The organism is Streptomyces sp. NPDC014006, from assembly GCF_043088925.1.
Classification (GTDB): Bacteria; Actinomycetota; Actinomycetes; order Streptomycetales; family Streptomycetaceae; genus Streptomyces.
Window position 1 is genome coordinate 156,381 of sequence record NZ_JBICAJ010000011.1, and the last position, 26,859, is coordinate 183,239.

The 26,859-nt window shown below is 73.4% G+C and carries 21 protein-coding genes; 8 read left to right on the forward strand and 13 right to left on the reverse strand.

Annotated features, from left to right (window positions below):
* Positions 1–68 precede the first annotated feature (68 nt).
* The 3 genes from ACF1GV_RS31985 (at position 69) to ACF1GV_RS31995 (ending at position 2,651) form a co-directional block, all read left to right on the forward strand.
* Entirely contained in the window at positions 69–521 is a 453-nt protein-coding gene (locus ACF1GV_RS31985; protein ID WP_391688025.1) for a nucleoside deaminase, read from the forward strand.
* A 109-nt stretch (positions 522–630) separates the two neighbouring features.
* A complete protein-coding gene (locus ACF1GV_RS31990) occupies positions 631–1,341 on the forward strand; it encodes a peptidase inhibitor family I36 protein (RefSeq protein ID WP_391687666.1) in 711 nt (236 codons plus the stop codon).
* Positions 1,342–1,343: 2 nt separating this feature from the next.
* Positions 1,344–2,651 (forward strand): phosphodiester glycosidase family protein, encoded by a 1,308-nt coding sequence (locus ACF1GV_RS31995; RefSeq protein WP_391687669.1) that lies wholly within the window; start codon positions 1,344–1,346, stop codon positions 2,649–2,651.
* A 95-nt stretch (positions 2,652–2,746) separates the two neighbouring features.
* On the opposite strand, the gene ACF1GV_RS32000 is transcribed toward ACF1GV_RS31995, so the two are convergent.
* Positions 2,747–3,196 (reverse strand): DUF6299 family protein, encoded by a 450-nt coding sequence (locus ACF1GV_RS32000; protein ID WP_391688027.1) that lies wholly within the window; start codon positions 3,194–3,196, stop codon positions 2,747–2,749.
* 301 nt (positions 3,197–3,497) lie between these two features.
* Between ACF1GV_RS32000 and ACF1GV_RS32005 the strand changes: the two genes are divergently transcribed.
* Entirely contained in the window at positions 3,498–3,692 is a 195-nt protein-coding gene (locus ACF1GV_RS32005; RefSeq protein ID WP_391687672.1) for a DUF5999 family protein, read from the forward strand.
* Positions 3,693–3,861: 169 nt separating this feature from the next.
* On the opposite strand, the gene ACF1GV_RS32010 is transcribed toward ACF1GV_RS32005, so the two are convergent.
* Entirely contained in the window at positions 3,862–4,260 is a 399-nt protein-coding gene (locus tag ACF1GV_RS32010; RefSeq protein ID WP_391687675.1) for a RidA family protein, read from the reverse strand.
* Entirely contained in the window at positions 4,257–5,438 is a 1,182-nt protein-coding gene (locus tag ACF1GV_RS32015) for an acyl-CoA dehydrogenase family protein (RefSeq protein WP_391687678.1), read from the reverse strand. Before ACF1GV_RS32015 ends, ACF1GV_RS32010 begins: the two co-directional genes overlap by 4 nt.
* Before the next feature lie 140 nt (positions 5,439–5,578).
* On the opposite strand from ACF1GV_RS32015, the gene ACF1GV_RS32020 reads away from it, so the two are divergent.
* A complete protein-coding gene (locus tag ACF1GV_RS32020) occupies positions 5,579–7,162 on the forward strand; it encodes an AMP-binding protein (RefSeq protein ID WP_391687681.1) in 1,584 nt (527 codons plus the stop codon).
* A 42-nt stretch (positions 7,163–7,204) separates the two neighbouring features.
* Positions 7,205–8,038: a PaaX family transcriptional regulator C-terminal domain-containing protein gene (locus tag ACF1GV_RS32025; RefSeq protein ID WP_391687684.1), complete on the forward strand. Its 834-nt coding sequence runs from the start codon at positions 7,205–7,207 to the stop codon at positions 8,036–8,038.
* A 27-nt stretch (positions 8,039–8,065) separates the two neighbouring features.
* On the opposite strand, the gene ACF1GV_RS32030 is transcribed toward ACF1GV_RS32025, so the two are convergent.
* On the reverse strand, positions 8,066–10,408 hold the full coding sequence (locus ACF1GV_RS32030; RefSeq protein WP_391687687.1) for a bifunctional salicylyl-CoA 5-hydroxylase/oxidoreductase: 2,343 nt from the start codon (positions 10,406–10,408) through the stop codon (positions 8,066–8,068).
* Positions 10,409–10,464: 56 nt separating this feature from the next.
* Positions 10,465–11,292, reverse strand: coding sequence for an enoyl-CoA hydratase family protein (locus tag ACF1GV_RS32035; RefSeq protein WP_391687690.1), 828 nt, complete (start codon positions 11,290–11,292; stop codon positions 10,465–10,467).
* A gap of 271 nt (positions 11,293–11,563) precedes the next feature.
* On the opposite strand from ACF1GV_RS32035, the gene ACF1GV_RS32040 reads away from it, so the two are divergent.
* Complete coding sequence (locus ACF1GV_RS32040) at positions 11,564–12,016, forward strand: ATP-binding protein (RefSeq protein ID WP_391687693.1); 453 nt, start codon at positions 11,564–11,566, stop codon at positions 12,014–12,016.
* Here the strand turns inward: ACF1GV_RS32040 and ACF1GV_RS32045 are convergent.
* From ACF1GV_RS32045 to ACF1GV_RS32075, 7 genes are all read right to left on the reverse strand, one after another.
* Positions 11,976–13,418 carry an amino acid permease gene (locus ACF1GV_RS32045; protein WP_391687696.1) on the reverse strand — a complete coding sequence of 481 codons (1,443 nt, stop codon included), beginning with the start codon at positions 13,416–13,418 and terminating at the stop codon, positions 11,976–11,978. The two genes, ACF1GV_RS32040 and ACF1GV_RS32045, sit on opposite strands and share 41 nt — an antisense overlap.
* Before the next feature lie 125 nt (positions 13,419–13,543).
* Positions 13,544–14,551 (reverse strand): ornithine carbamoyltransferase, encoded by a 1,008-nt coding sequence (gene argF, locus ACF1GV_RS32050; protein WP_391687699.1) that lies wholly within the window; start codon positions 14,549–14,551, stop codon positions 13,544–13,546.
* A gap of 114 nt (positions 14,552–14,665) precedes the next feature.
* Positions 14,666–15,889, reverse strand: coding sequence for an arginine deiminase (locus ACF1GV_RS32055; protein ID WP_391687702.1), 1,224 nt, complete (start codon positions 15,887–15,889; stop codon positions 14,666–14,668).
* Positions 15,890–16,011: 122 nt separating this feature from the next.
* On the reverse strand, positions 16,012–17,706 hold the full coding sequence (locus ACF1GV_RS32060; RefSeq protein WP_391687705.1) for an HEXXH motif domain-containing protein: 1,695 nt from the start codon (positions 17,704–17,706) through the stop codon (positions 16,012–16,014).
* 132 nt (positions 17,707–17,838) lie between these two features.
* Complete coding sequence (locus tag ACF1GV_RS32065; protein ID WP_363266168.1) at positions 17,839–18,069, reverse strand: hypothetical protein; 231 nt, start codon at positions 18,067–18,069, stop codon at positions 17,839–17,841.
* Positions 18,070–18,169: 100 nt separating this feature from the next.
* Entirely contained in the window at positions 18,170–19,306 is a 1,137-nt protein-coding gene (locus ACF1GV_RS32070; protein WP_391687709.1) for a caspase family protein, read from the reverse strand.
* Positions 19,303–20,568, reverse strand: coding sequence for a hypothetical protein (locus tag ACF1GV_RS32075; RefSeq protein WP_391687712.1), 1,266 nt, complete (start codon positions 20,566–20,568; stop codon positions 19,303–19,305). The genes ACF1GV_RS32070 and ACF1GV_RS32075 overlap by 4 nt, the downstream gene beginning before the upstream one ends.
* Before the next feature lie 97 nt (positions 20,569–20,665).
* Between ACF1GV_RS32075 and ACF1GV_RS32080 the strand changes: the two genes are divergently transcribed.
* A complete protein-coding gene (locus ACF1GV_RS32080; protein ID WP_391687715.1) occupies positions 20,666–21,976 on the forward strand; it encodes a cation:proton antiporter in 1,311 nt (436 codons plus the stop codon).
* A 383-nt stretch (positions 21,977–22,359) separates the two neighbouring features.
* Here the strand turns inward: ACF1GV_RS32080 and fxsT are convergent, their stop codons facing one another.
* Positions 22,360–26,859: an FxSxx-COOH system tetratricopeptide repeat protein gene (gene fxsT / locus ACF1GV_RS32085; RefSeq protein WP_391687717.1), complete on the reverse strand. Its 4,500-nt coding sequence runs from the start codon at positions 26,857–26,859 to the stop codon at positions 22,360–22,362.

Sequence of the window (26,859 nt, forward strand, 5' to 3'; positions counted from 1 at the left end):
TCCGAAAAGGAGTCGCCGTGACCGCGCACATTCAGGAAACGAGCATCCAGGACCTCAAGCGAGTCTGGATGGAAGAGGCGATCAGCCTGGCCACCAACAGCGTGGCGAACGGCGGCGGCCCGTTCGGCGCACTGGTCGCCAAGGACGGCGAGATCGTCGCGCTCGGGAACAACCAGGTCACCGCGTCTCTTGACCCGACGGCTCACGCCGAGGTGAGCGCCATGCGCGCCGCCTGCAAGGAGCTGGGCAACTTCTCGCTCGAGGGCTGCCTCCTGATCACCTCGTGCGAGCCGTGCCCGATGTGCCTCTCCTCCGCCCTGTGGGCGCGAGTCGACGGGATCGTCTACTGCGCCGACCGGCACGATGCCGCGGTGGCCGGCTTCGACGACCGGAAGTTCTACGACCTGTTCGAGAAGCAGCCCCAGTCGATGTGGCCGACGCAGGTGGAGCACCTGGACCTGCCGAACCGCACGGCCCCGTTCGACGCGTGGCTGGCGAAGGCCGACCGCATCGACTACTGAGCCCGGTTCACCGCGCACCCGATGCCCCGGCGGACTGGACGAGCCGGGGCATCGGTGTCCGTACCCGGAACCGCAGGTGAACTGGATGTGCACCTGACACAATCGTGAGGTGAACAAACTTTCGACACGCAGCGCGGTTCTTGCCGCGCTGCTCGCCGTGCTAGGGGCCTTCGCCACCTACCTGGCCCTGCCCGCCAAGGCCGACAGCTGGCAAGGATGCGCCGCCGGGCAGCTGTGCCTCTACACCGAGGCCGGCGGCGCGGGAACCCCGTGGGCCACCGGACCGGCCGATGCCACCCAGACCTACGACACCGCCCACGACAACGTCGCGGTCTCCGTGTGGAACAACACCGCCTACTGGGCCTGCCTCTACGACGGGACGTCCTACGGCGGCGTCATGCAAGCGATCAAGCCCGGCGTCCACACCGACCTGTCCCGCACCACTGCCGACCTCACCGGCAAGGTGAGTTCGCACAAGCTGGCGAAGTCCAAGGCGGGCTGCTGGACCGGCTTCGAGCGCTGCCCCGACCACACGCTGTGCCTGTTCCAGGAGCCGAGCGGCCGCGGGGTCGGCACCGTCTCGACGGCGGACAACCCCGACTACGGGCCAACCTGGGACAACCGCGTGGTCTCCGTCTGGAACCGCACCGACCGGCACCTCTGCTTCTACGACACGCCCGGCTACAAGGGCAGCTGGACGGCGGACGGTCGCGCCTACAAGGCGTACGTGGTGCTGAGCGGCTCGAGCACCACCGTTCCGGCGCCCTACGCAGGCACCTTCGGCTCGCACAAGTTCGTCACCGGAACGTCGGAGTGCTGACCATGAGACCGACCCTTGTGAGAGCCGTGCTGCGACGCCGAGCCGTTCTGCCCGTGGCCGCCGGCCTGCTGGCCACCGCACTGCTGCCGGCCTCCGTCGCCGACGCCGATGAGACGACGCCGAGCTCCCTGATCACCAGTCCGGGATACACGCGGGGCATCGACCCGGTCGGGCCCGGGCTGACCCTGCTGACGTACGACAACCCGAGCGACGACCGGATCGTCCAGGTGCTGCGCACGGACCCGGATCTCGCCGCGCTGACCGTCGAGAGCACGACGGGCACCGCGGGGGCCATGGCCGAGAAGACCACCGACATGCTGAAGTCCACGACACCGTTCACGTCGCGGTGGCCGCACGCGGGCATCAACGGCGGTTTCTGGTGGTCCACCACCGGGGGGCTGGCCTTCCAGGGCATCTCGGTCCAGAAGGGCCGGGTGCAGAGCGCGTCCTGCGCGGTGCCGGACCGCGCGGAAGCCGTCCTCATCCAGCACGGGCGTCCGTACTTCTCGCAGTTCACCACGCATCTGACGGTGACCGCACCGGGAAGCACCCCGATGCCGCTGGACGGCGTCAACCGGCACCCCGGCTGGATGCCGGGGTGCTCCCAGGGAGCCGGTGCCGCCGCGGACCGGTCGATCGGCGAGGGTCTCTTCACGGACTCCTCGGAGATCGTGGAGTTCACACCGGAATACGGGGCGCCCACCCCCGCGCCCGACGGGGACGCCGGCCTCACCGAGGACGATGACCCGGGCGCGGAGGCGGTCCTCGACGGATCAGGCAGGGTGGTGACCCTGAACCCGAGCGGCCGCGGCGGCACGAAGGTGCCGACGGGCGGCCGGGTGCTCCAGGGCATCGGCACCGGCGCCGACTGGCTGCGCGCGCATGCCGCCGCCGGCACCGAGCTGACGCTGCAGGAGAGCGTCAGGGACGAGCGGTTCGGCGACGACATCGTGCTGGACACCTCGGTCGACATCGTGAACGGTCACTATCCCCTGGTGCAGGATGGCGAGTACGCCTACGCGGGGTCCAACGTCAAGGTCGACCCGCGCACCGCGGTCGACGGCTATGGCCGCACCCTGTTCGTCGCGGTGACCGGGAAGAGCACCCGCAACGGCGTGACCCTCGACGAACTGGCCCGCATCCTGCTCGACCTGGGCGCCGTGGACGGGCTCAACCTCGACGGCGGCGGTTCCACCACGCTCGTCGTCGAACAGACCGTGCGCAACCGGCCGTCGGACGCCACCGGCGAGCGTGCCGTCGCCGACAGCGTGTACATCGGCCACGGCGGTTACGGCCTGTACGCCGACTGACGCGACCGTGCGGCGCCGGCTGCCGCTCGGCCGGCAGGACGCATGCGGAGTACCGCAAATGATTCCGGCACTCGGCAGGGATCGGTGAGGGGGAGTCAGACCTGCGTCAGGGTGATGTCCTGCTGGCGGGCCGCGTGGAAGTGGGACAGCGGGAGACCGCCCTGGGGGCGCAGCTCCAGCACGGTGGCCTCGACGTGGGCCGCGCCGGGGCGCAGGGCGTCGATGGCGACCTTGCCGGTGTTCTGCCAGGTGTGCTCGGCGCCGTCGCACACGGCACGGGTGTCGCCGATGCCGTGGCGCACGGTCGAGGCGTACGGGCCGTTGGCCGGCGCGTTCTGGGAGACGGCGGTTGTGATGAAGACCGGGCCGGAGCTGCCGAGGCAGCTGTAGGTGCCGGACAGGGTGACGGTGCCGTCGGCGGTGATACGGCCGACCGGGTCGACGGTGATCGTCTCGTAGGGGTCGGCCGCGGCCGGTGCGGCGGGGGCCGCGGCCGGCAGGGCGAGCGCGGCGGCCGCCGTACCGAGGGCGGTGCGCAGCGACAGGCGGCGCAAGGCGGACGGGGACAGGGTCATGGGGAAACCTCCTGAGGTGGGGTTTCCACTGGTACCGGCCCGGCGCACACGCGCGCGTGAACGTCACCCCTTCGGTGGTGCGTTCCTCGCCCGCGGGTGGTGTCCCCCTGCCGTCCGCGTCCCCGCCCCGCCCCGCGCGTCGCGGGACCGTCCCCGGTATGTCCTAGGGCTGTCACGCTTGCCGGCCGGGCCTTGGCGAACGTCGTCCGGCGGGCGCATGGTCGAGCCGTAGGACGGTCACCCGACCGGCCTCATCGCGTGGAGGTGCGCCATGTGTTCCCACCGCTCCTCGTGCCCCGCGGCCGACAGCCGCCCCGCGCACGTCGTGGCCGCCCACCCCGAGCAGGGCTGGACCCTGCTGTGCGACGGCACGATCGTCTTCGACGACACCGGCGAGCTGCTCCCCGACGGCCGCGCCGTCGCCCCGCACCGCGCCCCGTCGCAACACCTCACCATGGCCGCGTGACGAAGGCGCCAGGCACGCCACGACGCACCGCAACGGGCCGCCGCAGGCACAAAAGGGGCGCGGGGAACTGCGCGACCAGCCACAACGAAAGCCGCAGACGAAAAATCGGCCCAGGCGCCGCAGGCACCGGTATCCGCACAGACCAACGGCGGGCCGCCAGGCGCCCGCCTCACGGCAGGACGGCGAAACCGTCCAGTTCGACCAACGCTTCCTCGTCCCACAGGCGTACGACCTGGACGACCGCCATCGCCGGGTAGTCGCGGCCCGCCGACTCCCGCCAGATGCGGCCGAGTTCGGCGGCATGGGCGCGATACGCGGCGACGTCCGTGGCGTACACGGTGACCCGGGCGAGGTCGGCGGGGGTGCCGCCCGCCGCGTGCAGCGCGGTCAGCAGATTGGCCAGCGCCCGCGCGAACTGCTCGGGCAGCGTCGTGCCGGTGACCTTGCCGTCGGCGTCCAGCGCGGTCTGCCCGGCCAGGAAGACCACGCGCGAGCCGCCGGCGACGACGGCGTGGGAGAAGCCGGCGGGCGGGGACATCCCGGGCGGGTTGATGCGCTCGGTGGTCACTCGGTGGCCTCCTGACGGGCGTACAACTCCTTGGCGATGATGGAGCGCTGCACCTCGCTGGCACCCTCGTAGATGCGCGGGGCGCGGACCTCGCGGTAGAGGTGCTCCAGCAGGTGCCCGCGCTGCAGCGCGCGGGCGCCGTGCAGCTGGACGGCCGTGTCGACGACGAACTGCGCGGTCTCGGTGGCCAGCAGCTTCGCCATGGCCGCGCGCCCCGGCACATCGGGGGCGTTCTCGTCGTACGCCGATGCCGCCGCGTACACCAGCAGGCGGGCGGCCTCGGTGCGCAGCGCCATCTCGGCCACCTGGTGGGAGACGGCCTGCAGGTCGCTCAGCGTGCCGCCGAAGGCGCCGCGACGGGCGGTGTGGGCGACGGTGGCGTCCAGGGCGGCCCGGGCCATGCCGACGGCGAAGGCGCCGACGCTGGGGCGGAAGAGGTTGAGGGTGCCCATGGCGACGGCGAAGCCGCGGTCGACCTCGCCGAGGACGTCGTCACCGGTCACGGGGACGGCGTCGAAACGCAGGGCCCCGATCGGATGCGGGGAGAGCATCTGAAGGGGGCTGCCGGTCAGTCCCGGGCGGTCGGCCGGGACGAGGAAGGCGGTGACGCCGCGGGCGCCGGCGCCGGGGGTCGTCCGGGCGAAGACGGTGTAGAAGTCGGCCTCGGGAGCGTTGGAGATCCAGCACTTGTCCCCGGTGAGCCGCCAGCGACCGTGCCCGTCGGCCTCGGCGACCGCGGCGTCGTCGCCCTCCGACCCCCGCCGATCCTCCTCCCGTTCCGCCGCCAGCCCCAGCGCCCCCGCGTCCGAGCCCGCTCCCGGCTCGCTCAGGGCGAAGGCCGCGATCGCCGTGCCGTCGGTGACCGCCGGGAGCCAGCGGGTGCGCTGGGCCTCGGTGCCGTGGGCGTGCACGGGGTGGGCGCCCAGGCCCTGCAGGGCGAGGGCGGTCTCCGCCTCGGTGCAGGCGTACGCCAGGGACTCCCGCATCAGGCACAGATCGAGCGCGCCGGAGGCGAACACGCGCCGCAGCAGGCCCAGCCGGCCCAGTTCCGCGACGAGGGCACGGTTGACGTGGCCGGGCTCGCCCTTCTCGGCGAGCGGGCGGAGCCGTTGCGCGGCCAGGGTGCGCAGCTCGGCACACCAGGCGGTCTGTTCCGGTTCGAGCGAGAATGCGGGCATTGCCGGTCCTCTCTCCCACGGGCTCACGTCGACGATATCGCGTACCGTTGACTGTCGTCACCAAGGCGATACGCTCCCGATAAGCGAGCCCGGTAAGCGAGCCCACCACCACGGCCGACTCGGCAAGGGGGCGAACCGCCATGAACACCTCGGCGCACCTCGACACCTTCGCGCACGACCACCTTCCGCCGCGCGAGCAATGGCCCGAGCTCCGCTTCGACCTCCCGGAGCTGCGCTACCCCGAACGGCTGAACTGCGCGGACGTCCTGCTGACCGGCCCCCCGGACGGCCGCCCCGCCTTCCGCACCCCCACCGGGGACCTGTGGACCTACGGCGACCTGCGCGCCCGCGTCGACCGGCTCGCGCACCTGCTCTCCCGTGACCTCGGTGTCGTCCCCGGCAACCGGGTGCTGCTGCGCGGACCCACCACCCCGTGGCTGGCCGCGTGCTGGCTCGCGGTGCTGAAGGCGGGGGCGATCGCCGTCACCGTGCTGGCCCAGCAGCGCCCGCACGAGCTGGCCACGATGTGTGAGATCGCCCAGGTCCGGCACGCGCTGTGCGACATCCGCGCCGTCGACGACCTGGCCAAGGCCGAGATACCCGGACTCGCCATCACCACCTACGGCGGCGACTCCCCCGACGACCTGCTGCGCCGCCCCGCGCCCGAGGAGCCGTACGTGGCCGTGGACACCGCGGCCGACGACGTGGCGCTGATCGCCTTCACCTCCGGCACCACGGGCCGCCCGAAGGGGTGCATGCACGTCCACCGTGACGTGCTCGCCATCGCCGACACCTTCTCGCGGCACGTCCTCAAACCCACCGCCGACGACGTGTTCACCGGCTCTCCCCCGCTCGGCTTCACCTTCGGCCTCGGCGGTCTGGTCGTCTTCCCGCTGCGCGCGGGCGCCGCCGCGCTGCTGCTCGAACAGGCGCACCCGGCGCAGCTGCTGCCCGCGATCGCCGAGCACCGCGTCTCGGTCCTGTTCACCGCGCCGACCGCGTACCGGGCGATGCTCGCCGAACTCGACGGCCACGACGTCTCGTCGCTGCGCCGCTGTGTGTCGGCCGGCGAGAACCTGCCGGCCGCGACCTGGCACGCCTGGCGCGAGAAGACCGGGCTGAGGATCATCAACGGCATCGGTGCCACCGAGCTGCTGCACATCTTCATCTCCGCCGCCGACGACGACGCCCGGCCGGGCACCACCGGCGTCCCGGTACCCGGATGGCAGGCGCGGGTGCAGGACGCCGACGGCCGTGAACTGCCCGCCGGCGAGCCCGGGCTGCTCGCCGTGCGCGGCCCGATCGGCTGCCGCTACCTCGCCGACCCGCGTCAGCGCGAGTACGTCCGCGGCGGCTGGAACATCACCGGTGACACCTATGTCCGCGACGACGACGGCTACTTCCGCTATGTCGCCCGCGCCGACGACATGATCATCTCGGCCGGGTACAACATCGCCGGGCCCGAGGTGGAGGACGCCCTGCTGCGCCACCCCGACGTGGTCGAGGCGGCGGTCGTGGGCCGACCGGACGAGGACCGCGGACAGGTGGTCGTGGCCCACGTCGTCCTGAAGGAGGCCGCGGTCCAGGACGCCGAGGCGCTGCGCGCGCACGTCAAGTCCGAGCTGGCGCCGTACAAGTGCCCGCGCGAGATCGTGTTCCTCGACGCGCTGCCGCGCACGGCGACCGGCAAGCTGCAGCGGTTCCGGCTGCGGGCGGACGAGTGAGGCGCGAGCGAACGTGACCAGCAGCGATTCCGACGACCTAAAATGATCAACGTGTCCGACCAGCACGCTCCCCGTTCCCTGATCGTCACGCTCTACGGCGCCTACGGCCGCTTCGCCCCGGGCCCGGTGCCCGTGGCCGAACTGATCCGGCTGCTGGCCGCGGTCGGCGTCGACGCGCCCTCGGTGCGCTCCTCGGTGTCCCGGCTCAAACGGCGCGGGCTGCTGCTGCCCGCCCGCACGGAGCACGGCGCGGCCGGTTACGCGCTCTCCCCCGAGGCACGGCAGCTGCTGGAGGACGGCGACCGCCGTATCTACGCCACCGCTCCGCCGGAGGACGAGGGCTGGGTGCTGGCGGTGTTCTCGGTGCCGGAGTCGGAGCGGCAGAAGCGGCACGTGCTGCGCTCCCGGCTGGCCGGCCTCGGCTTCGGCACGGCGGCGCCCGGCGTGTGGATCGCCCCGGCCCGGCTGTACGAGGAGACCCGGCACACCCTTCAGCGGCTGCGCCTGGACGGCTACGTCGACTTCTTCCGCGGCGAGCACCTCGGCTACACACCGACCGCTCAGGCGGTGGCCCGCTGGTGGGATCTGGCGGCCATCGCCAAGGAGCACGAGGCGTTCCTCGACCGCCACGAACGCGTGCTGCACGCCTGGCAGCAGCGCGCCGGCACCCCGCCGGAGGAGGCCTACCGCGACTACCTCCTCGCCCTCGACACCTGGCGCCACCTGCCCTACGCCGACCCCGGCCTGCCCGCGCGGCTGCTGCCCGCGAACTGGCCGGGGGTGCGCTCGGCGGCGGTGTTCCGCGCCCTGCACGAGCGTCTGCGCGACGCGGGCGGCGAGTTCGCGGGCGTGACCCCCGGCCGGCCTGCGGCCTGACTCGGCAGCCGCCCGGCGCGGGCCGGTTCAGCGGCCCCCGCCCAGGGCGAGGCGGGGCTTCGGCGCGTCCGTACGGCCCGTCTGCGGGCGGCGGCTGCCCGCGCGGTACGGGGTGGGCCAGACGGCGCCCGGGCCAGTGTAGCCCTGCTCGGCTGCCGCGTGCAGGGTCCAGTGCGGGTCGTACAGGTGCGGGCGGGCCAGCGCGCACAGGTCGGTACGTCCGGCGAGAATCAGGGAGTTGACGTCGTCCCAGGAGGAGATGGCGCCGACCGCGATCACCGGGACGCCCACCTCCTGCCGGATCCGGTCCGCGTACGGTGTCTGGTACGACCGCCCGAACTCCGGCCGTTCCTCGGCGACGACCTGCCCGGTGGACACGTCGATCGCGTCGGCGCCGTGTGCGGTGAAGGCCCGGGCGATCTCCACGGCGTCCTCGGCGGTGGTGCCGCCGTCGGCCCAGTCCGTGGCGGAGATCCGTACGGTCAGGGGCCGTTCGGCCGGCCACACCTCGCGGACGGCGTCGAAGACCTCCAGCGGGAACCGCAGCCGCTTGGTGAGGCTGCCCCCGTAGGCGTCCGTGCGGCGGTTGGTCAGCGGGGACAGGAAGCCGGAGAGCAGATAGCCGTGCGCGCAGTGCAGTTCGAGCAGGTCGAAACCGGCCCGGGCGGCACGCACGGCGGCAGCGGTGAACTGCTGCCGGATGTCGGTCAGTTGCGCGCGCGACAGCTCGCGCGGCACCTGGCTGCCCGGCTTGTACGGCAGCGGGGAGGGGGCCAGCACCGGCCAGTTGCCGTCCGCCAGCGGCTCGTCCATGCCCTCCCACATGAGCTTCGTCGAGCCCTTGCGCCCGCTGTGACCGAGCTGCACACCGATCGCCGTACCGGGCGACTGCGCGTGCACGAAGGACACGATCCGTTTCCAGGCCGCCGCCTGCCGGCTGTCGTACAGGCCCGCGCAGCCCGGGGTGATCCGGCCCTCGGGGCTGACGCAGACCATCTCGGTCATCACCAGGCCGGCGCCGCCGAGCGCCCGGGCGCCGAGGTGGACGAGGTGGAAGTCGCCGGGGATTCCGTCGACGGCCGAGTACATGTCCATCGGGGAGACGACGACCCGGTTGCGCAGGGTCAGACCGCGCAGCCGGAACGGCGTGAACATGGGCGGCGTGCCGGGCGGGCAGCCGAACTCCTGCTCCACGGACGCGGTGAAGCGGGCGTCGCGCAGGCGAAGGTTGTCGTGGGTGACGCGGCGCGAGCGGGTCAGCAGGTTGAACGTGAACTGCAGGGGCGGCTGGTCGAGGTACCGCGCGAGGTCCTCGAACCACTCCAGGCTGGCGCGGGCGGCGCGCTGCGTGGAGGCGACGACCGGTTTGCGCTCCTCCTCGTAGGCCGCGAGGGCCCGGTCGAGGGAGGGCTGTTCCTCCAGGCAGGCGACCAGCGCGAGCGCGTCCTCGACGGCGAGCTTGGTGCCGGAGCCGATGGAGAAGTGGGCGGTATGGGCGGCGTCGCCGAGCAGGACGACGTTGCCGTGCGACCATCGGTCGTTGACGACCGTGCGGAAGGTGGTCCACGCGGAGTTGTTCGAGCGCAGCGGCCGGCCTCCGAGGGCATCCGCGAAGATCTTGGCGCAGCGGGCGATCGACTCGCTCTCGGTCAGCTCGTCGAACCCGGCGGCCCGCCAGACCTCCTCGCGCATCTCGACGATCACCGTCGAGGCGTCGGCCGCGTAGGGATAGCCGTGCAGCTGCATCACGCCGTGCTCGGTCTCGGCGATCTCGAAGCGGAAGGCGTCGAAGGCGAAGTCGGCGGCGAGCCAGATGTAACGGCAGCGGTGCGAGGTGATGCGGGGGCGGAAGGTGTCGGCGTAGGTCGCCCGGGTGGTGCTGTGGACTCCGTCGGCTGCGATGACCAGGTCGTACGTCGCCGCCAGGGTGTCCGCCTGTGGAGCCTGTTCGCGGAAGCGCAGTTCGACGCCGAGGTCCCGGCAGCGGTCGTGCAGGATCTGCAGGAGGCGTTTGCGGCCGAGGGCGGCGAATCCGTGGCCGCCGGAGGTGTGCTTCACGCCTCGGCGGACGATGTCGATGTCGTCCCAGCGGGTGAAGTCCTTCTGCAGAGCCTCGTAGACGACGGGGTCGGCGTGTTCGATGCCGCCGAGGGTTTCGTCGGAGAGGACGACGCCGAAGCCGAAGGTGTCCTGCGGGGCGTTGCGTTCCCACACGGTGATGTCTCGGGTGGGGTCCCGGCGTTTCAGCAACGCGGCCGCGTAGAGGCCGCCGGGGCCGCCGCCGATGATCGCGATGCGTCGGGGGTGGCTGTTCTTCTCCGGCGGCTGCGGGTTCGTCGTGGCTGGTCGCGCCCCGCGGCGAAGCCGCATATCGCCACTGCCCCGCGCCCCTGAGGGTGCGGCAGTCCCCTTGGCCGAGAGCATCCCTACCTCCCCTGCCACTTCGGTGGCCGCTTCTCCGTGAACGCCGCGTGGAATTCCGCGTAGTCCTCGCCGTTCATCAACAGGGCCTGGGTCGAGGCGTCCAGCTCGATCGAGGCCGCCAGTGGCATGTCCAGCTCGGCCGTCAGCAGGGCCTTCGTCTGGGCGTACGCCAGGGCCGGGCCGTCGGCCAGGCGGCGGGCGAGGGTCCGGGCTGCCTCGTCGGCTCGGCCGTCCTCCGTCAGTTCGCTGATCAGGCCGATGCGCTCGGCCTCCAGGGCGCGGACCGGTTCGCCGAGCATGAGCAGGCGGGTCGCGTGGCCCAGGCCGACGACCCGGGGCAGCAGGTAAGCCGCGCCCATGTCGCCGCCGGACAGGCCGACGCGGGTGAAGAGGAAGGCGAACCGGGCCGACGGGTCGGCCACCCGGAAGTCCGCCGCCAGGGCCAGCACCGCTCCGGCGCCGGCGGCCACGCCGTGCACCGCGGCGATCACCGGGAACGGGCACTCGCGGATCGCCCGTACGACCTGGCCGGTCATCCGGTTGAAGTCGAGCAGCTGGGCCGTGTCCATGGACAGCGTGGCGCCGATGATCTCGTCGACGTCGCCGCCGGAGCAGAAGCCGCGGCCCTCGCCGGCCAGCACCAGGGCCCGCACGGACCGCTCGCGGGACAGTTCGGCCAGCAGGTCGCGTAGGTCGGCGTAGGCGCCGAAGGTGAGGGCGTTGAGCTTGTCCGGGCGGGCCAGGGTGACGGTGGCGACCCCGTCGGCGAGCTCCACCCGCAGGTGTTCCCAGGCGGGGGTGCGGGCGGCGGAGCCGGTGAAGGGACTCATGCGGGCGGCCTCCTCACTGAGGGCTACCTCACGAAGCTATCACCGATCCGTGACTGTCGTCACGAGGGCGCAATACGAGGGCCGGCACATTGGCCGAAGAACGTCACGGCTCCTCGATGAGCCGGTAACAGGGAGACCTGTGGGGCTCGGCAGGGCGCGGTGACGGGTAGGTCGCCCGGTGCCGGGGCCGCTGGTTCCGGACGGCGCCCGGCCGGGGAACCGGACGGGCGGCGCCGTATCCTTCATACGTTGAAAGCAGGACAGCCTGCTGATGAACGGACTCGCTGTGTACGAACCCCCCACCTCGTCCGCCTCCTGGCGGATCGCGCTGCCGCACACCGCCGCGGCCGTGCCCGTGGCGCGCGCCCTGGTGCGCACGGCACTGGCCGAGCTGGAGCACGGGGCGGACAGCGACACCGCGGAGCTGCTGACGGCGGAGCTGGTCGCGAACGCCGTCGAGCACACCGCCGGGGGCTCGCCGATAGAGCTGGTCGTGGAGCTGCTGCCGTCCGGCTGCCAGGTCGAGGTGCACGACCCGGACCCGGCGCCGCCGGGCGATCTCACCCGGCCCACCCTCGCCATGCCGGATCCGTGGCAGGAGGGTGGGCGCGGGCTGCTGCTGATCCGCGCGCTCAGCTCGTCGTGCGGGCACCGCCCCACCGAGTCCGGCAAGGCGGTGTGGTTCAGACTCCCAGCGGTTCCCGCTCAGCGGCGTCCGGTGTGACCTCGGCGGCCCGGTGCCGCACGAGCCGCGAGTTGCGGCGCCCGTAGGCGGCGTACACGCCCGAACCGACGGCCAGGAAGGCGGCGAACTGGAGCCAGGCGCTCCAGCCCGTCTCGTACATCAGGTACAGGCAGAAGCCGACGCCGAGCAGCGGCAGCACCGGGTAGAGCGGGACCCGGAAGGTGCGGGCGAGGCCCGGCTCGCGGCGGCGCAGGGCGATGACGGCGATGTTGACGACGGCCATGATCGCGAGCGTGCCGATGGTGCACAGATCCACCACCGCGTCCAGCGAGGCGAAGGCCGCCGGGATCGCGAAGACGATGGCGATGATCATGGTGCCCGCGACGGGGGTGGAGGTGCGCGGGGAGACCTTCTCGAAGACGCGCGGGACCAGGCCGTCCCGGGACATCGACATCAGGATGCGGCTCTGGCCGTACATGACCGCGAGCGTCACCGAGGCGATGGCGACGACCGCGCCGAAGGCGATGATGCCGCCGCCGACCGTGGAGCCGGTGACCTGGTTGACGACATAGGACAGGGCGGCGGGGCGGCCGCCGACCTCCTTGCCGCCGACGGCGCCGGTGGCGGCGAGGGCGACCGCGCAGTACAGCAGGGTCACCACGCCCATGCAGACCAGGATGGCCACGGGGATGTCCCGGCGCGGGTTCTTGGCCTCCTCGCCGGCCGTGGTGATCGCGTCGAAGCCGATGTAGGAGAAGAACGCGGCCGTGGTGCCCGCGCCGATGCCGCCGAGGCCGGCCGGTGCGAACGGGGTGAGGTTGCCGTCCTTGAAGGCGTAGAAGCCGACGGCGCAGAACGCGAGCAGGATGGCGAGCTTGACCGCGGCCATCGCGGCGGTCGCGCGGGCGCTCTCGCGCACCCCGCGCACCAGCAGCACGCAGGCCAGGGCGATGACGATCACGGCGGGGAGGTTCACGATCCCGCCGTCGCCGGGACCGGAGGACAGGGCGGCGGGCAACTGCCATCCGGTGAGGCTGTTCAGCAGTTCGTTGACGTACTGGCTCCAGCCGACGGCGACGGCGGAGATGGACACGCCGTATTCGAGGAGCAAACACCAGCCGACCAGGAATGCGGTGGTCTCGCCGAGGCCTGCGTAGGCGAAGGAGTACGACGATCCGGAGACCGGGATCGCGCCGCCCAGCTCGGCGAAGGAGAAGGCGGTGAAGACGCAGGTGATCGCGGCGAGCAGGAAGGAGACGACGACGGCGGGCCCGGCCTGGGCGACGGAGTCGGAGAGGCCGACGAAGATGCCGGTGCCGACGATCGCGCCGACGCCGAAGCAGATGAGCTGGGACAGACCCATCGTGCGCTTCAGGCCGTGGCCGTCCCGGTCGGCGCCGGATTCGGCGACCAGGAGCGCGGGGGACTTGATGCGGGGCATGCGGGTGGTGCTCGTTTCTGGGGACGGATGCGCCCGGGTGGGGGCGCGCGACGGCCGCGGAAGGGGTGGCTCCGGGCCGCCGGACAGCATAAGGCCTGGTGGTCAGGCCGGGTTCGGAGCGGGGATCAGGCCAGGGTGGCGACGAGGACGGCCTTGATGGTGTGCAGCCGGTTCTCGGCCTCGTCGAAGACGACGGAGTGCGCCGACTCGAAGACCTCGTCGGTGACCTCCAGCGAGTCCAGGCCGTGGGTCTCGAAGATCTCGCGCCCGACCTTGGTGCCGAGGTCGTGGAAGGCCGGCAGGCAGTGCAGGAACTTCACGTCCGCGTTGCCGGTGGCGCGCAGCACGTCCATCGTGACGGCGTACGGGGCGAGGGCGGTGATGCGCTCGTCCCAGACCTCCTTGGGCTCACCCATGGACACCCAGACGTCGGTGGCGACGAAGTCGGCGCCGCGCACGCCCTCCTCGAGAGCCTCCGTGAGGGTGACGCGGGCGCCGGTCGACTCGGCCAGCTCGAGCGCCCGGTCGACGATCTCCTGGGCGGGCCAGTAGGACTTCGGGGCGACGATCCGCACGTCCATGCCGAGCAGGGCGCCGGTGACCAGGTAGGAGTTGCCCATGTTGAAGCGGGCGTCGCCCAGGTAGGCGAAGGCGATCCGGCTGAGCGGCTTGTCGCTGTGCTCGGTCATGGTGAGCACGTCGGCGAGCATCTGGGTGGGGTGCCAGTCGTCGGTGAGCCCGTTGAACACCGGCACACCGGCGCAGGCGGCCAGCTCCTCGACCTTCTCCTGGCTGTCGCCGCGGTACTCGATGCCGTCGAACATCCGGCCCAGCACCCGCGCGGTGTCCCGCACGGACTCCTTGTGACCGATCTGGGAGCCCGACGGGTCCAGGTAGGTGGTGTGGGCCCCCTGGTCGGCGGCCGCGACCTCGAACGCGCAGCGGGTGCGGGTGGAGGTCTTCTCGAAGATCAGCGCGATGTTCTTGCCGCGCAGGTGCTGCGTCTCGGTCCCGGCCTTCTTGGCGGCCTTCAGCTCGGCGGCCAGCTCGACCAGACCGCGGAACTCCTCGGGGGTGAAGTCCAGCTCCTTGAGGAAGTGGCGGCCGGCGAGGGCGGTCGGGACTGTCGCCATGGGGGCGCTCCAGAGGGACGGGGGACGGCTGACTATTGGAAGTCTATACGACGGGCAACATTTATATACAGCCGGCCCGACCCGACCTGCAGCCGCAGCCGCAGCCGCAGCCGGCTAGACGGCGTCCCGTTCCACCGGACAGCTCATGCACCGCGGACCTCCCCTCCCCCGGCCCAGCTCGCTGCCCGGGATCTCGATCACCTCGATGCCCTGCTTGCGCAGATGGGTGTTGGTGGTGGAGTTGCGTTCGTAGGCGACGACGACGCCCGGCTCGACGGCGAGCACGTTGCAGCCGTCGTCCCACTGCTCGCGTTCGGCGGCGTGGACGTCCTGGGTCGCGGTCAGCACACGGATCTCGCTCAGCCCGAGCGCGGCGGCGATGGCGCGGTGCATGTGCTCCGGCGGATGGTCGGTGACCTTCAGCTCCTTCTCGCCGGCACCGGGCTCGATGGTGTACGAGCGCAGCATGCCGAGGCCCGCGTACTGGGTGAACGTGTCGCCGTCGACCATGGTCATCACGGTGTCGAGGTGCATGAACGCGCGCCGCTTGGGCATGTCCAGCGCCACGATCGCACGGGCCGAGCCGGCCGCGAACAGCTTGTGGGCGAGCATCTCCACGGCCTGCGGTGTGGTGCGCTCGCTCATGCCGATCAGCACCGCGCCGTTGCCGATGACGAGCACGTCGCCGCCCTCGATGGTGGAGGGGTAGTCGGCCTGCCCCTCGGACCACAGGCGGAACGGTTCCTCGCGGAAGAGGGGGTGGTGCCGGTAGATCGCTTCGAAGTGCACGGTCTCGCGCTGCCTGGCCGGCCACCGCATGGCGTTGACGGAGACACCGTCGTAGATCCAGGCGGAGGTGTCGCGGGTGAAGAGGTGGTTGGGCAGCGGGGCCAGCAGGAAGTCGTCCAGCTCCATGACGTGGAAGCGGACGGAGACCGGCTCGGCGTGCTCCTGCAGGAACTCGCGCTTGGTCATCCCGCCGACCAGCGCCTCGGCCAGCTCGCGCGCGGGAAGGGTCTCGAAGGCGGCACGCAGGTGGTCGGTGGCCAGCGGGCCGTACTCCTTCTCGTCGAAGACGCGGTGCAGGACGAGCGACCGGGCGGCTGGGATCTCCAGCGTCTCGGTCAGCAGGTCGCCGAAGAGGTGCACGGTGACGCCGCGGTCACGCAGTACGTCGGCGAACCCGTCGTGCTCGGCGCGCGCCCGGCGCACCCAGAGCACGTCGTCGAAGAGGAGGGTCGTCTTGTTGCTGGGCGTGAGCCTTTTGAGCTCGAGGTCCGGCCGGTGCAGGATCACGCGGCGCAGCCGCCCGGCCTCGGAGTCGACGTGGAATCCCATGCCTCCATCCTGACCACCGGTACCCGTCTTGACCCGTCACTCGCACGTTTCTCTTCTCCCCGTCTCGAGGAGAACGTCGCTCCCGCCCCGGGAGAGGGGGGCTTTCGGCCGGGGGGCGGCGCTCACGCGGTGTGCTGGGGCTGGAGTCGTTCCGGGTGGGTGAGCAGGCGGCGGGTGGTGCGGCCCGGGTGGGCGCCGGCCCGGGCGACGATCCAGCCGGCCAGCGTGTGGGGTTCCGTCGGGCGGGCCGCAAGCAGTTCGGTGTACCCGGTCAGGGCGGTGGCCGGGTCACCGGCGGCCAGGTGTTCGTCGGGGGTGCGCGGAGCCGTGGGCGCGGCGGCGAAGGCGTGGGTGCGCAGGTCCGGCCAGAAGGTGCGGTCCGCGCGGAAGCGCAAGGGATGGGGCGTCGTGCGCGAGGCCGGCGCCGCCACGTTGCGCAGGCGCCACTCCGTGCGGTGCAGCAGGGCCGCCGTACGGGCCCGGACGAGGGCGGCCGGGGGGACCGGTTCGCGCAGCCAGCCGTCCAGCGTGGCCGCGAGGCCCGAGACCAGGGCGCGGCCCTGGACGGTGAGGCGGCCGCTGGTCAGCAGGGTGCGCACCACGAACCGGCTTTGCAGGCGGCGCAGGGCGAAGTGGTAGCCGGCGGTGTCGGCCGCCCGGTCGTCGCGGGCGCCGGCCAGCCGGTCCCGCCAGAAGCCGGCGACGCCGGTGAAGGCGTACGCCCCGTGCAGCAGGCCGGTCAGATGGCGCGGGTCGGCCCGCCAGGGGGCGTAGTACCGCTCCTCCCGGTCGTCGTCGAGCAGCGGGAAGAGGTGCAGCAGGGCGGCCAGCTTGCTGTGCTGGAACTCGTGGACGAAGGTCTCGGCGAGGGCCACCGCGGACGACGGGCGGGAGATCACCATGCCGCCGTAGGAGTCGCCGCTGGAGGCGGACACCCGGACGGCGGGCGGCGCGGGCGGGGTCGCGGCGGTACGGCCGTAGGGGACGACGGAGCGGATCAGGGCCGCGTCCATCCGGCCGGGGCCCGGCCCGCCGGAGGCGTCGAGCACCGCGGCGGCCTCCTCGAACAGCCGCTGCCAGGCCCGGGCCTCGGCGTCCTCCAGCCGGGCCGGCGGCAGCGGGTCGTCGAGGTCGCGGTAGGGATCGAGGTCGTCCAGGGGGACGGTGACCGGGCCCGCCGGGCGGTCGAGGGTGAGGGTGCGCAGCGGGAGCCAGCCGGTCTCCCGCGGTGTCCCACCGGTCCGCTCGCCCACGGCCGCTGTCGCCGGGCGGATCGTCAGCGCGGGCCCGCCGCCCGCGGTCAGGGTCAGTTCGCCGTCGCGGGTGACGGCACGGCCGGCCGTCAGCCCCGGTGCCGGGTCCGGGAGCCGGACCAGTCCGAGGCCGGGCAGCGGCAGACGGCCGTCGGTGAGCGGGACGCGGAGGTCCGCCGCCGTACCGGCGAGCAGGGACGCGGAGACGGCGAGGGCGGCCAGGTGGCCGGCCTCCGCCCACAGCGGCGGTCCCGACGCCGTGCCGTGCAGCCGGCGCAGTGCATGGGCGAGCCAGCCGCCGGTGGCCGGAGCGAGCAGCAGCCGGTCGACCGGCTCGGGCACCCGCGCTGCGGCCTCCTTGACGACCCGCCATGCCTCGGCGACGGACGTCACGGGCGTGGGCAGGTCCGCGGCGCGATCGAGCAGCGTGCGCAGGAGCAGCAGCCGGCGGGCGCGCTCGGCCCGCTCCAGGAAGGCGACGGCCGCCTCCGAGCCGCCTCCGGCGGCGAGTTCGGCGAAGAGCGCGTCGGGCATGCGCAGAGGGGCGGGGCGCTCGCTCGTCATGGGCGGGACCTCCGGTCACGGGTACGGGCGGGCACGGCGCCACCGCCCGCGGCGCCGGCCGACGGCGGACGGAAGGGGCTGCGGGCAGCCGCGGTTCGGGGCGGACGCGGCCTTCCGCCCGGGCGGTGCCCTCTATTCGGCCCGGGCGCCGCCGGGGCCGTCGCTGCCGCCCTTGACACCGCTGCGGGCGCGCAGGACCTCATCGAGCAGGCGGGCGCCGGCGGACAGCGGCGTCAGATCGTCCACGGCGGTCAAGGGCAGCGCGGCCACGTCCGTCAGATCCGACTCCCAGACAAGAGCGCCCGCGGCGCGGTCCGGATCACGGACGGCTGTGGCGTGCTGCACAGCGGGCGGCTGGTCCAAGATGCTCCCCCTTCTCGCACGGTGGCACGCAATGCCCCGCGTCCTGTTCCATCATGGCCATTCCTGCCCCGGTCGAAAACCGTACGATCACGCCACCCGATCATCCCCCATCGCGCGGGCTGCCCGGCGGGGGGCCGAATTCCCGCAGTGCGGCCGCCAGTTCCGCGGCGCGCTCGGTGTCGTCGTCCACGGACACCACCGCGTCGTACAGCTGCCACAGGGCCTGCTCCCCCTGCCGGGCGAGCCCGCCCAGGAGCCCCACCGCGTCCGTGCGGGCCCGGGTGTGACGGGCCAGCGTCCCGGTGACACGAGGGTCGAGCGCGCCGACCACCATCTGCCGTTCGACGGGGTCGGCCATCAGCGGATAGGCCAGCAGGGCGTCCACCGCGCGCTGCAGCGGGGAGGGGGAACGGGGCGCGGCGGGCGGCGGGACCGGGGTGAGGATGTCGCCGCGCTCGGGGCTTTGCAGCCGGATCTCCGGATACTGCAGGGTCCGGCCCGCTTCCCTGAGGGCCGCGATGCGTGCCCGGACGGCCGGAAACAGTTCCTCCGGATCGGGCGGGGCGGGCAGCGCCCCGGCGTGTTCGGCCAGCAGGCCGAGCAGGACGTCGGAGAACAGTCCGGTGCCGCGCACGGGGTCGTTGGCTGCGGCACGGCCTCGCCCGGCGGCCCGCAGCACGGTCTGCCGGTGCACCAGGGTGCGCCGGCCCACGGGCAGCGCGTCCGGCGGCAGCGGCTCGCGCAGCGCGAGGTCCTCCTCGAAGGTCTCGCAGGCGTCGACGACCCACAACTGCCCGGTCAGGGACGGCACGGCGTCGCTGCGGTACCGCTCCAGCGCGGAGTCCAGGTCGATGCCGAGCTTGTCGGCGGTGGTGGCGTCCGCGCAGAACAGGCGTAGATGCCCGGACCGGTCCAGCGCGCCGTGGCCGCCCCACCACACCCACAGCACGTCGCCCTGCGTCCGCGGCAGTTCCTGGACCAGGGCGCGGCGCAACGTGGCCTGGTCGGCGGGCGCGTGCGGGACGTCGGGACGGTAGGGCGGCAACGGCGCGAGATGCAGGCGCAGATGGTCGTCGGGTACGCCGGCGGCGCGCAGCAGGGCGTGGAAGCGGACCGCGTCGCGGGCCGGCCCGGGCAGGTCCCAGGCGGGGCCGGCGCCGTAGGACTCAATGCCGACGATCAGGGCGTGCACGCGCGCGGGATCGGCGTCCGGGCTGTGCGCGGAGAAACCGCTCACGGCAGGTGGTCCACGATGTGCCGGTACACCACCGGGTTGGTCCAGTAGGCGCTGTGCGCGGCCGGGAACGGCTGGCGGCTGTCGACGGCGACGTCGGTGACCCGGCCCGGGAACAGACCGGCGCCGAGGTAGGAGAGCAGGTCGCGGGGGTCGTAGAGATTGAGCCAGTGAGGGACGTGGGGCGGCAGCGGGGCGGGGTGTTCCAGGGTGGGCAGGGAGCCCGACTCGTACAGGAACGGCCCCTGGGAGCCGGCCGTCACCAGCAGCCGGACCTGCGGCAGCGGGGCGGAGATCAGCGTGTCCAGGGCGATGATGCCGCCCAGGCTGTGGCCGAGGAGGACGACGGGGGGTTCGAGGCCCTCGACGAGCGAGCGCAGGCCGGCGCGGACGGCGGCGCCGCGGGCGAGGTAGCGCAGTACGTCACCGGCGGCGGGGTGGGCGGCCTCGGTGAGGGCGCGCCGGCGGCGCACGACGGCGCGGGAGGCGGCGGACCCGGCGGTCCGCAGCAGCAGGGAGCGCACACCGCGCTGCGTGCCCCGGGGTGATGCACCCAGTGCCTCGGCGAGCCGGTCGGTGACGGCGTCGCGGGTGTCGCCGACCGGGACGAGCGGGGTGTCGGCGTCGAGGGCGTCCGCGGTGACGCGGGCGGTCAGGCTGCGGGCGGCGACGGTGGCGAGGCCGTCGGGGTCCAGGACCTCGGCGGCGGAGGCGAGCAGGGGGTGGGCGGCAAGATCGGTGGCGGCGCGGGCCAGGCCGGGGCCCAGCTCGGCGGCGGGCGCGTCGCCCTGGGCGGCCAGCGCGGCGAGCCGGGCCTGGAGCTTCTGCGCGGGCGGTACGGAACCGGGGGGCCGCTCGGCGGCTCCTTCCGCCGCTGCGTGGGCGGCGACGGCGAGTTCGGCGTACGGGTCGGTGTAGAGGGCGGCCCAGGCGGCGGTGTCCTCGTCGGAGTCCGTGGCGGTCGGGGCCTCGCCGGGCCACCGGGCCGGGCCGGCGGCGGGCGCCTCGGCGAGACCGCGGGTCGTTCCGGCGGCCGGGGGCAGGCTCGCTCCGTCCGCGGCGAGCGTGGCGCCGTGCGTGCCGCCCCAGTAGTGCGGCACGATGCGTAGTCCGTCGCGCAGCGCGGTCAGCCCGGCCGCGACGCGTCCCGCCGTCGCAGAGAAGGCCGGTTCGCGAACCCCTGTCCCATGAATGAAGACGACCGCCGTCATGTGCCCCCCGTGACACTGGTGCAGCGCGCTGTACGACTGCCGCTGGGACGTCAAGTTACCAGTATCATAAGGAGGTTGGGGTCGTGAGCGGGTTCGATCCCCGTCGGCGGCCGGACGACCGGCTCGGCCCACCGGACCACTGGGGGACACCATGAGCCCTGACGCGCTCGTCCTGCACATCGTGGGTGCCTCGGCGCTGATCCTGGTGGCCGCGCATGCCGCCGGCTGGCTGGCCCGCCGGCTCGGACAGCCGTACATCGTCGGCCAGTTGACCGCCGGCATCGCACTCGGCCCGTCGCTGCTGGGCAGCGCGGCGCCCGGGGTGCACGAGGCACTGTTCCCGAAGGGCATCTCACCGGCGCTGACCGGTTTCGCGCAGATCTCCCTCGTCGTCTTCCTGGTCTCCATCGGTTACGAACTGGACCTGCGGATCCTCGGCGACCGGGCGCGGTCGGCGGTGGCCGTGGCGGGGGCGGCGTTCGTGGTGCCGATGGCGGTGGGCGCGGGCTGCGCCGTGCTGTTCCGGGAGCAGCTGCGGCACCTCGGCATGGAGCGCGAGCTCTCCCCGGCCGTGGTGGTGTTCGCCGGGGTCGCCCTGTCGATAACGGCCGTGCCGGTGCTGACGGCCATAGTGCGGGAGAACGGCCTGGCCCGCACGGTGCCCGGGGTGGTCGCGGTGTCCGCGGCCGGGCTGCTCGACGTGATCGGCTGGACGGTACTGGCGGGGACGCTGCTGAACAGCGGCGCCGGCGACCAGGCGCTCGCCTGGCAGTGGCGGGCGCTGCTCGCGGTGGGCTTCATCGCGCTGATGCCGCTCGTGGCGCGGCCGCTGCTGCGCCGGCTGCTGTGGCGGACGGCGATGGAGCCGTCGCTGCGGATGGCGCTGCTGCTGGGGTTCGCGCTGGGGTCGGCGTGGGTGACGCACTACCTGGGGCTGCACGTGATCTTCGGCGCGCTGCTCGCCGGTGCGGTGCTGCCGCGGGAGCCGGACGACACGCTCGATCCGGATCTGGTCCGGCCGCTGCACGACGTCAGCTCGCTGCTGCTGCCCTTCTTCTTCGTCGTCTCGGGCCAGTCCGTCGCGCTGAACTCCATGAACGCCACCGGCTGGATCGCGCTGCCGGTCGTGACGGTACTGGCGGTGGTGACGAAGGTCGGCCCGAGTACGGCGGCGGCGCGGCTGAGCGGTCTGGAACGGGACGACGCGCGCACGGTCGGCGTCCTGATGAGCACCCGGGGCCTGACGGAGCTGATCGCCCTCAACGCGGGCTACCAGGCCCACCTGCTGAGCGAACAGCTCTACACGGTCCTGGTCTTCATGGCCCTGGCCACGACCCTCCTCACCCAGCCGCTGCTGCGCCTGGTCGGCCGGCTGTCCCGCCCCACGCCGACACCGCACCCGGACGACACGTCAGGCCCCACCCACCCGAACCCGACGGAGACTCCGCTTCCGGGGGTGTGATCGGGGTTTCCGGGGGCGTGAGTGAGCCGACGGTTTCCGGGGGCGTGAGCCGACGGTGGGCCCCACCCCGCCGCGCCCACCCTCCCTGGCGGGGCCACGGTGCCTGTCGGGCAAGGCGCGAGCCGGAGTTCGGCGGGCCGGGGCAGCCCGGTCGCAAGGGCTGGGCAGGCCGCACACGGCCCGTCCGGGCGAGACACCCCCCGTCGCAGCCCTCTGCGCCGGGGGCCGCCCCATCCCGGCCGCCATCCGGCCGGGGGCCGCCGCGCCGCCGCACCGCTTCCCAACCAGGACGGCGAAGGCCGGCCCCAACCGGGACGCCGGAAGCCGGCCCCGGTCGGGACGAGCCGGAGACACGCGACCCCCCGGCTGAGGCCGCCGGCAGGCTACAGCGGCATCGGGGCCATGTCGCACTCGATGCGGCGGCGTTTGCGGGCAGCCTGGAGCCAGGGGTGGTCGGGGCGGACCACGCCGCCGGAGAAGCCGTCGACCGCCTTGCGTTCCAGTTCGTCCGCCTCCCGGCCGCGGCCCAGGCCCCGCAGGTCCAGCGCGAGGTTGGCGGTGCAGGACAGGGTCAGCGGGTGCATCTCCCCCGCGACCTCGGTGAGCAGCGGCAGGTTGGCCTCGTCGGTCTCGCGCGCCCGCTCGAAGTCCAGTCGCGCGTACGCCGTGTTGGCCTGGCCGATGGCGACGGTCAGGGTCGTGACATGGCGCGGCCCGATCGTCTCCGCAAGCCGCAGCGCCGCGTCGTCCTCCAGTTCCTGCGCCTCGTCGAGCGCGCCCAGCGCCCGCAGCGTGGCGGCCAGGTTGGCCTTGGTCAGCAGGGTGTAGGCGTGGTTCTTGCCGAGCCGCTGCTCGTAGCGCAGCAGGGTGGCCTCGGCGAGCTTCCGGGAGCCGTCCAGGTCACCGGCGAGGCGCAGGTCGACGGAGACGTTGGTCGCCGTCGCGAGCGCGTCGAAGTGGTCCTGCCCGTAGCGGTTGGTGAACCGGCGCAAGGTCTGACCGGCCAGCTCCGCCGCGTCGCCGAGCGCCCCGTCGCGGCGCCGGCACACCGCGAGGTTGCGCGCGATGCGCAGGGTGAGCGGATGCTCCTCGCCCATGGTGTCGCGCGCCCGCCGGTGCACGTCCTCCTGGAAGTCGCGGGCGCCGGGATAGTCGCCGCCCTCACGCATGTCGATGGAGAGCGCGTTGAGGGTGTTGAGGGTGTAGAAGCTCGCCGGTCCGAACAGCAGGTCGCGCAGCCGGGCGTTCTCCTGGTCCAGGGCCAGCGCCTCCTGGAACTTCCCGCACAGCCGCAGCTCCACGCCGTAGGAGTGGGTGGCGCGCAGGGTGATGGGGTCGTCGGTGCCGAACAGGGAGCGGGCCAGCTCGTACGCCTCCTTCGCCACGTCCCGGGCCTCGGAGACGCGGCCCTGGTAGCCGTAGGCGTCGGCCATCTCGCACAGGGAGTCGATCAGGACCTCCGGCTCGGCGTCGATGCGCCGGGAGATCTCCAGGGCCCGCTCGGTGAGCGGGATGGACTCGCCGACCTCGCCGATCTGGCGCAGCAGCCACGCGAAGCACTTCACCATCCGGATGACCTGGATGTCCTCCTCGCCGGAGGCGGCCACCCAGGCCGTCCACGCCTGCCGGGCGAGCGCGGCGGCGCCTTCGTGGTCGCCCCAGTAGTAGAGGAACCACACGGTGTCGGCGACCAGGTCGCGCACATAGTCGTCGGTGCTGGTCACGGCCTGCGAGGCGAGCACGTGCGGCAGCAGCGCCTGGTACGCGCGCCATTCGAGGGACGAGCCGGGCTGGCCTGGCTTGGCGGCCGACAGCAACTGGTGGGCCGCGTCGCGCATCTGCTCGCGCTCATCGGCTCCCAGCTTGGCCAGGAGCACGGTCTGCAGCAGGCGGTGCATCTGGAGCGTGTCGGAGCGGGGGTCGACCCTGATCAGTGAGAACTGGCTCAGGTCGCGGATGGCGCGGTTCAGTTTGATCGACTCGCGCAGCAGCGGGTCGACCTCGGAGGTGATGCTCACCCCACGGCTGCCGCGCAGCATGGAGCGCGGGATCGGCTCGGGGGCCATGCTGGCGCAGATGTCGAGGAGTTGCCGGGCTCCGGGGTTCTTCTCCTTGATCCGGTCCAGGGAGATGTTCCAGGCGGCCGCGACGGAGACCGGGTAGTCGGGCGACGGGTCGAGTTCGAGGATCTCGGGGCTGCGCTGGGCGAGGGCGTCCAGGTACTCGTCGACCTGCATGCCGGTCACCGCCCGCCAGGCGCCGGCCTGCTCGACGGCGAGCGGCAGGTCGCCGAGGGCCTCGGCGAGACGCTCGGCGTCGTCGTTGCTCAGGTCCGGCGAGCGCTTCTGCAGCAGTTCGACGGATTCCGCGCGCTCGAAGACGTTCACCGGCAGCGAGGTCGCCACCCGCTCCCAGCCGCGGTTCCGGGAGGTGACGATGACCTTTCCGGGGCCGTTGGTCGGGAAGTAGTTGCGGACCTTGTCGATGTCCTCGGCGTTGTCGAAGACGAGCAGCCAGTTGTCGTACGGCTTGCCCGTGCGCAGGGCCTCCAGCACAGCCGGCACGGCGGTGTTGGCGGCAGGGGCGGCGGCGCTGTCCTGGCCGGTGGGCGCCACGCCCAGCTGGGCGGCGAGGCTGGCCAGCGCGGCCAGGATGAGGCTCTCCCGCTCGGCGGGGATCCAGCAGATCACCTTGTAGTCGTGCTGGTGGGTGTAGATGTACTCCAGCGCCAGCTGGGATTTGCCGACACCGCCCAGGCCGTGCAGCGCGTTGGGCAGCACGGCCGTCGTGTCCTGGGCGCTGAGCTGCTCCTCCACGGCCCTGAGCAGCGCCCGGCGGCCGACGAACGAGGTGTTCCTGAGCGGAACGTTCACCAGGAGGGCCGGCGTCGCGGTCGTGGTGCTCTGCATGAGCGGTTCAGCCTCCGGGGCTTGTGGTTGGGTAGCGTCGGTCACCAGGCTCACGTGGTCTCCAGCGGTCTCGGGTTCGGTCGACGCTGGATCACTGCCTTCCGGACCCGGGGGAGCGAGCACCGCGTCCCCCTGGTTCACCACTGTGGGTGAAGCATTCGACAAACCGGTGCCCACCCGTTCAGCCGTACCGGCGTCGCCGAACGCCCGGCCGCCGGACGGCCGGTCGCCGTAGGGGGACAGCTGCGGCTCGATGCGCCGGGCGCGCTCGCCGTACGGCCCGGACAGCGCCCGCATGACGGCGAGTTCGCTGCGGGCCCAGCCTCGGGCGGCCGGGTCGGGCAGCCTGGCGCCCCCGGGGTCGCGCAGCGCGGCACGCAGCGCCACGCCCCGCTCCCCCGCGGCGGGCAGGTCGCCCACCACGCTGACGGTCCGGGCGAGTTGGGAGCGGGTGGTGGTGGCGAGCAGCGCCTCGCGCACCCCGTCGGCGAACTCGGGGTGGTCGTCATCGCGGTCCCAGTCGATCAGTCCGCCCATGAGGATCTCGGCGAGGTGGTCGGGGCGGGTCTCCGGCATGGTGCGCCGGCGCAGTTGCTCCACGAGGTCGAAGTCGAAGGGGACGGCCGCGAGTTGGGCGGCCAGGGCGCGGGCGGCGGGGGTGGCGAGGGTGAGGAACCGGCGTACGGCGGCGGCCGCGGCGCGCGGGAAGCGCGGCGCGCGCAGTCCGGGGGCGGGCGCGCCTTTGCTGAGGGTGCCGGCCAGGACGACGGGCAGCGCGCGGCGCACTCCGCGTTCGCCGGTGACGAGGTCGGCCCAGGCGGCGATCGAGCCGTGACGCAGTGAGAGCAGGGGCACCGGGACGGCGCCGTCGCCGGCGGCGGGCAGCGGCCGCAGCGGGTCGGGGCCGCCGGGTGGCGCCCAGTGCCGCAGCGAGGCGTTGGCGGCGCCGAAACCGCCGGCCTCCAGGGTGGCGTCGTAGGGGTTGAGGGAGGTGCGGTGGCGCAGGTGGGGGGGCAGCAGGTGGACGACGGCGGTGGGGCCGGCGTGCGCGAGGCGGTCGAGCAGGGTGTCGGCGGCGGTCGCGGCCCAGCCGTGGGCGAGTCCGTCGGTGACGAGGAGGAAGACGCGGCCGCCGCGGCCGTCGAGGAGTTCGGCCGGGTCGGCCGCCTCCCGTCCGGTGGGCCAGCGCAGGGTGGCGGTGCCGGTGCGGGGGACGGTGACGCGGACGGTGCGCACCCCGCGGAAGGCGCCGCTGTGTTCGGCGGCCTCGGCGAGGCGGGCGACGGCGTCCTCCCAGATCCGCATGGTCGGCGCGGCGTCCACGAGGAGTACCAGGTCGAAGGCGCAGGTGCGGGCGGGGCGCAGGAAGGGCAGCCACAAACCGTCCACGACTCCCTGTTCGGCGGTGGTCTCCTCGTCGAGTTCGAGGGTGTCGCGGGAGGGGATGCGGCGGGCGAGCCGGTGCAGGGCGCGGGCGAGCAGGGCGGTGGCCCGGCCGGGTCCGGGCTGGGGCGGCTCGTCGGCGGGCAGCAGCGGGCGGCCGAGGTGCAGCGTGCGGGTGCCGGCGGGGTCGGGTAACAGCCAGGCGGCGCGGACCGCTTCGCCGGTCGCGGGCCCGGGAACGGGGTCGCTCTCGGGCGGCGTGGACGGGGGCGGATGGTGCGGGAGCGCGGAGGGCACGTCGGGGGCGAGGTCTTCGCCGGGCGGGGTGAGCGGGGGCCGTTCGGCCGGTGCCGCCGCGTCCGTGGGTGTGCGGTCCGGGCGGGTACCGGCGTCCGCGTCCGCGCCGGGAGCCGGTCCCGGCTGGGGGCCCGGGTCGTGCCTGGCCCAGTGCGCGGCGAGCCACACCGCGTCGGCGATCTCCTGCCAGTGCGGCAGGGAGGGCTCCGGTTCGGGGAACGCCGAAGGAGGCGACGACGACCCCGTGACGGGTCCGCCGTCGCCCAGTCCGGATGCGCGCTCCCTACCGGTCAA

What these genes read in the sequence shown, in the direction of transcription:
- ACF1GV_RS31985 (WP_391688025.1), top strand. Translation starts at nt 69, where the DNA reads ATGGAAGAGGCGATCAGCCTGGCCACCAACAGCGTGGCGAACGGCGGC.
- ACF1GV_RS31995 (WP_391687669.1), top strand. Translation starts at nt 1,344, where the DNA reads ATGAGACCGACCCTTGTGAGAGCCGTGCTGCGACGCCGAGCCGTTCTG.
- ACF1GV_RS32005 (WP_391687672.1), top strand. Translation starts at nt 3,498, where the DNA reads ATGTGTTCCCACCGCTCCTCGTGCCCCGCGGCCGACAGCCGCCCCGCG.
- ACF1GV_RS32015 (WP_391687678.1), bottom strand. Translation starts at nt 5,438, where the DNA reads ATGCCCGCATTCTCGCTCGAACCGGAACAGACCGCCTGGTGTGCCGAG.
- ACF1GV_RS32020 (WP_391687681.1), top strand. Translation starts at nt 5,579, where the DNA reads ATGAACACCTCGGCGCACCTCGACACCTTCGCGCACGACCACCTTCCG.
- ACF1GV_RS32025 (WP_391687684.1), top strand. Translation starts at nt 7,205, where the DNA reads ATGATCAACGTGTCCGACCAGCACGCTCCCCGTTCCCTGATCGTCACG.
- ACF1GV_RS32030 (WP_391687687.1), bottom strand. Translation starts at nt 10,408, where the DNA reads ATGCGGCTTCGCCGCGGGGCGCGACCAGCCACGACGAACCCGCAGCCG.
- ACF1GV_RS32035 (WP_391687690.1), bottom strand. Translation starts at nt 11,292, where the DNA reads ATGAGTCCCTTCACCGGCTCCGCCGCCCGCACCCCCGCCTGGGAACAC.
- ACF1GV_RS32040 (WP_391687693.1), top strand. Translation starts at nt 11,564, where the DNA reads ATGAACGGACTCGCTGTGTACGAACCCCCCACCTCGTCCGCCTCCTGG.
- ACF1GV_RS32045 (WP_391687696.1), bottom strand. Translation starts at nt 13,418, where the DNA reads ATGCCCCGCATCAAGTCCCCCGCGCTCCTGGTCGCCGAATCCGGCGCC.
- argF (WP_391687699.1), bottom strand. Translation starts at nt 14,551, where the DNA reads ATGGCGACAGTCCCGACCGCCCTCGCCGGCCGCCACTTCCTCAAGGAG.
- ACF1GV_RS32055 (WP_391687702.1), bottom strand. Translation starts at nt 15,889, where the DNA reads ATGGGATTCCACGTCGACTCCGAGGCCGGGCGGCTGCGCCGCGTGATC.
- ACF1GV_RS32060 (WP_391687705.1), bottom strand. Translation starts at nt 17,706, where the DNA reads ATGACGAGCGAGCGCCCCGCCCCTCTGCGCATGCCCGACGCGCTCTTC.
- ACF1GV_RS32080 (WP_391687715.1), top strand. Translation starts at nt 20,666, where the DNA reads ATGAGCCCTGACGCGCTCGTCCTGCACATCGTGGGTGCCTCGGCGCTG.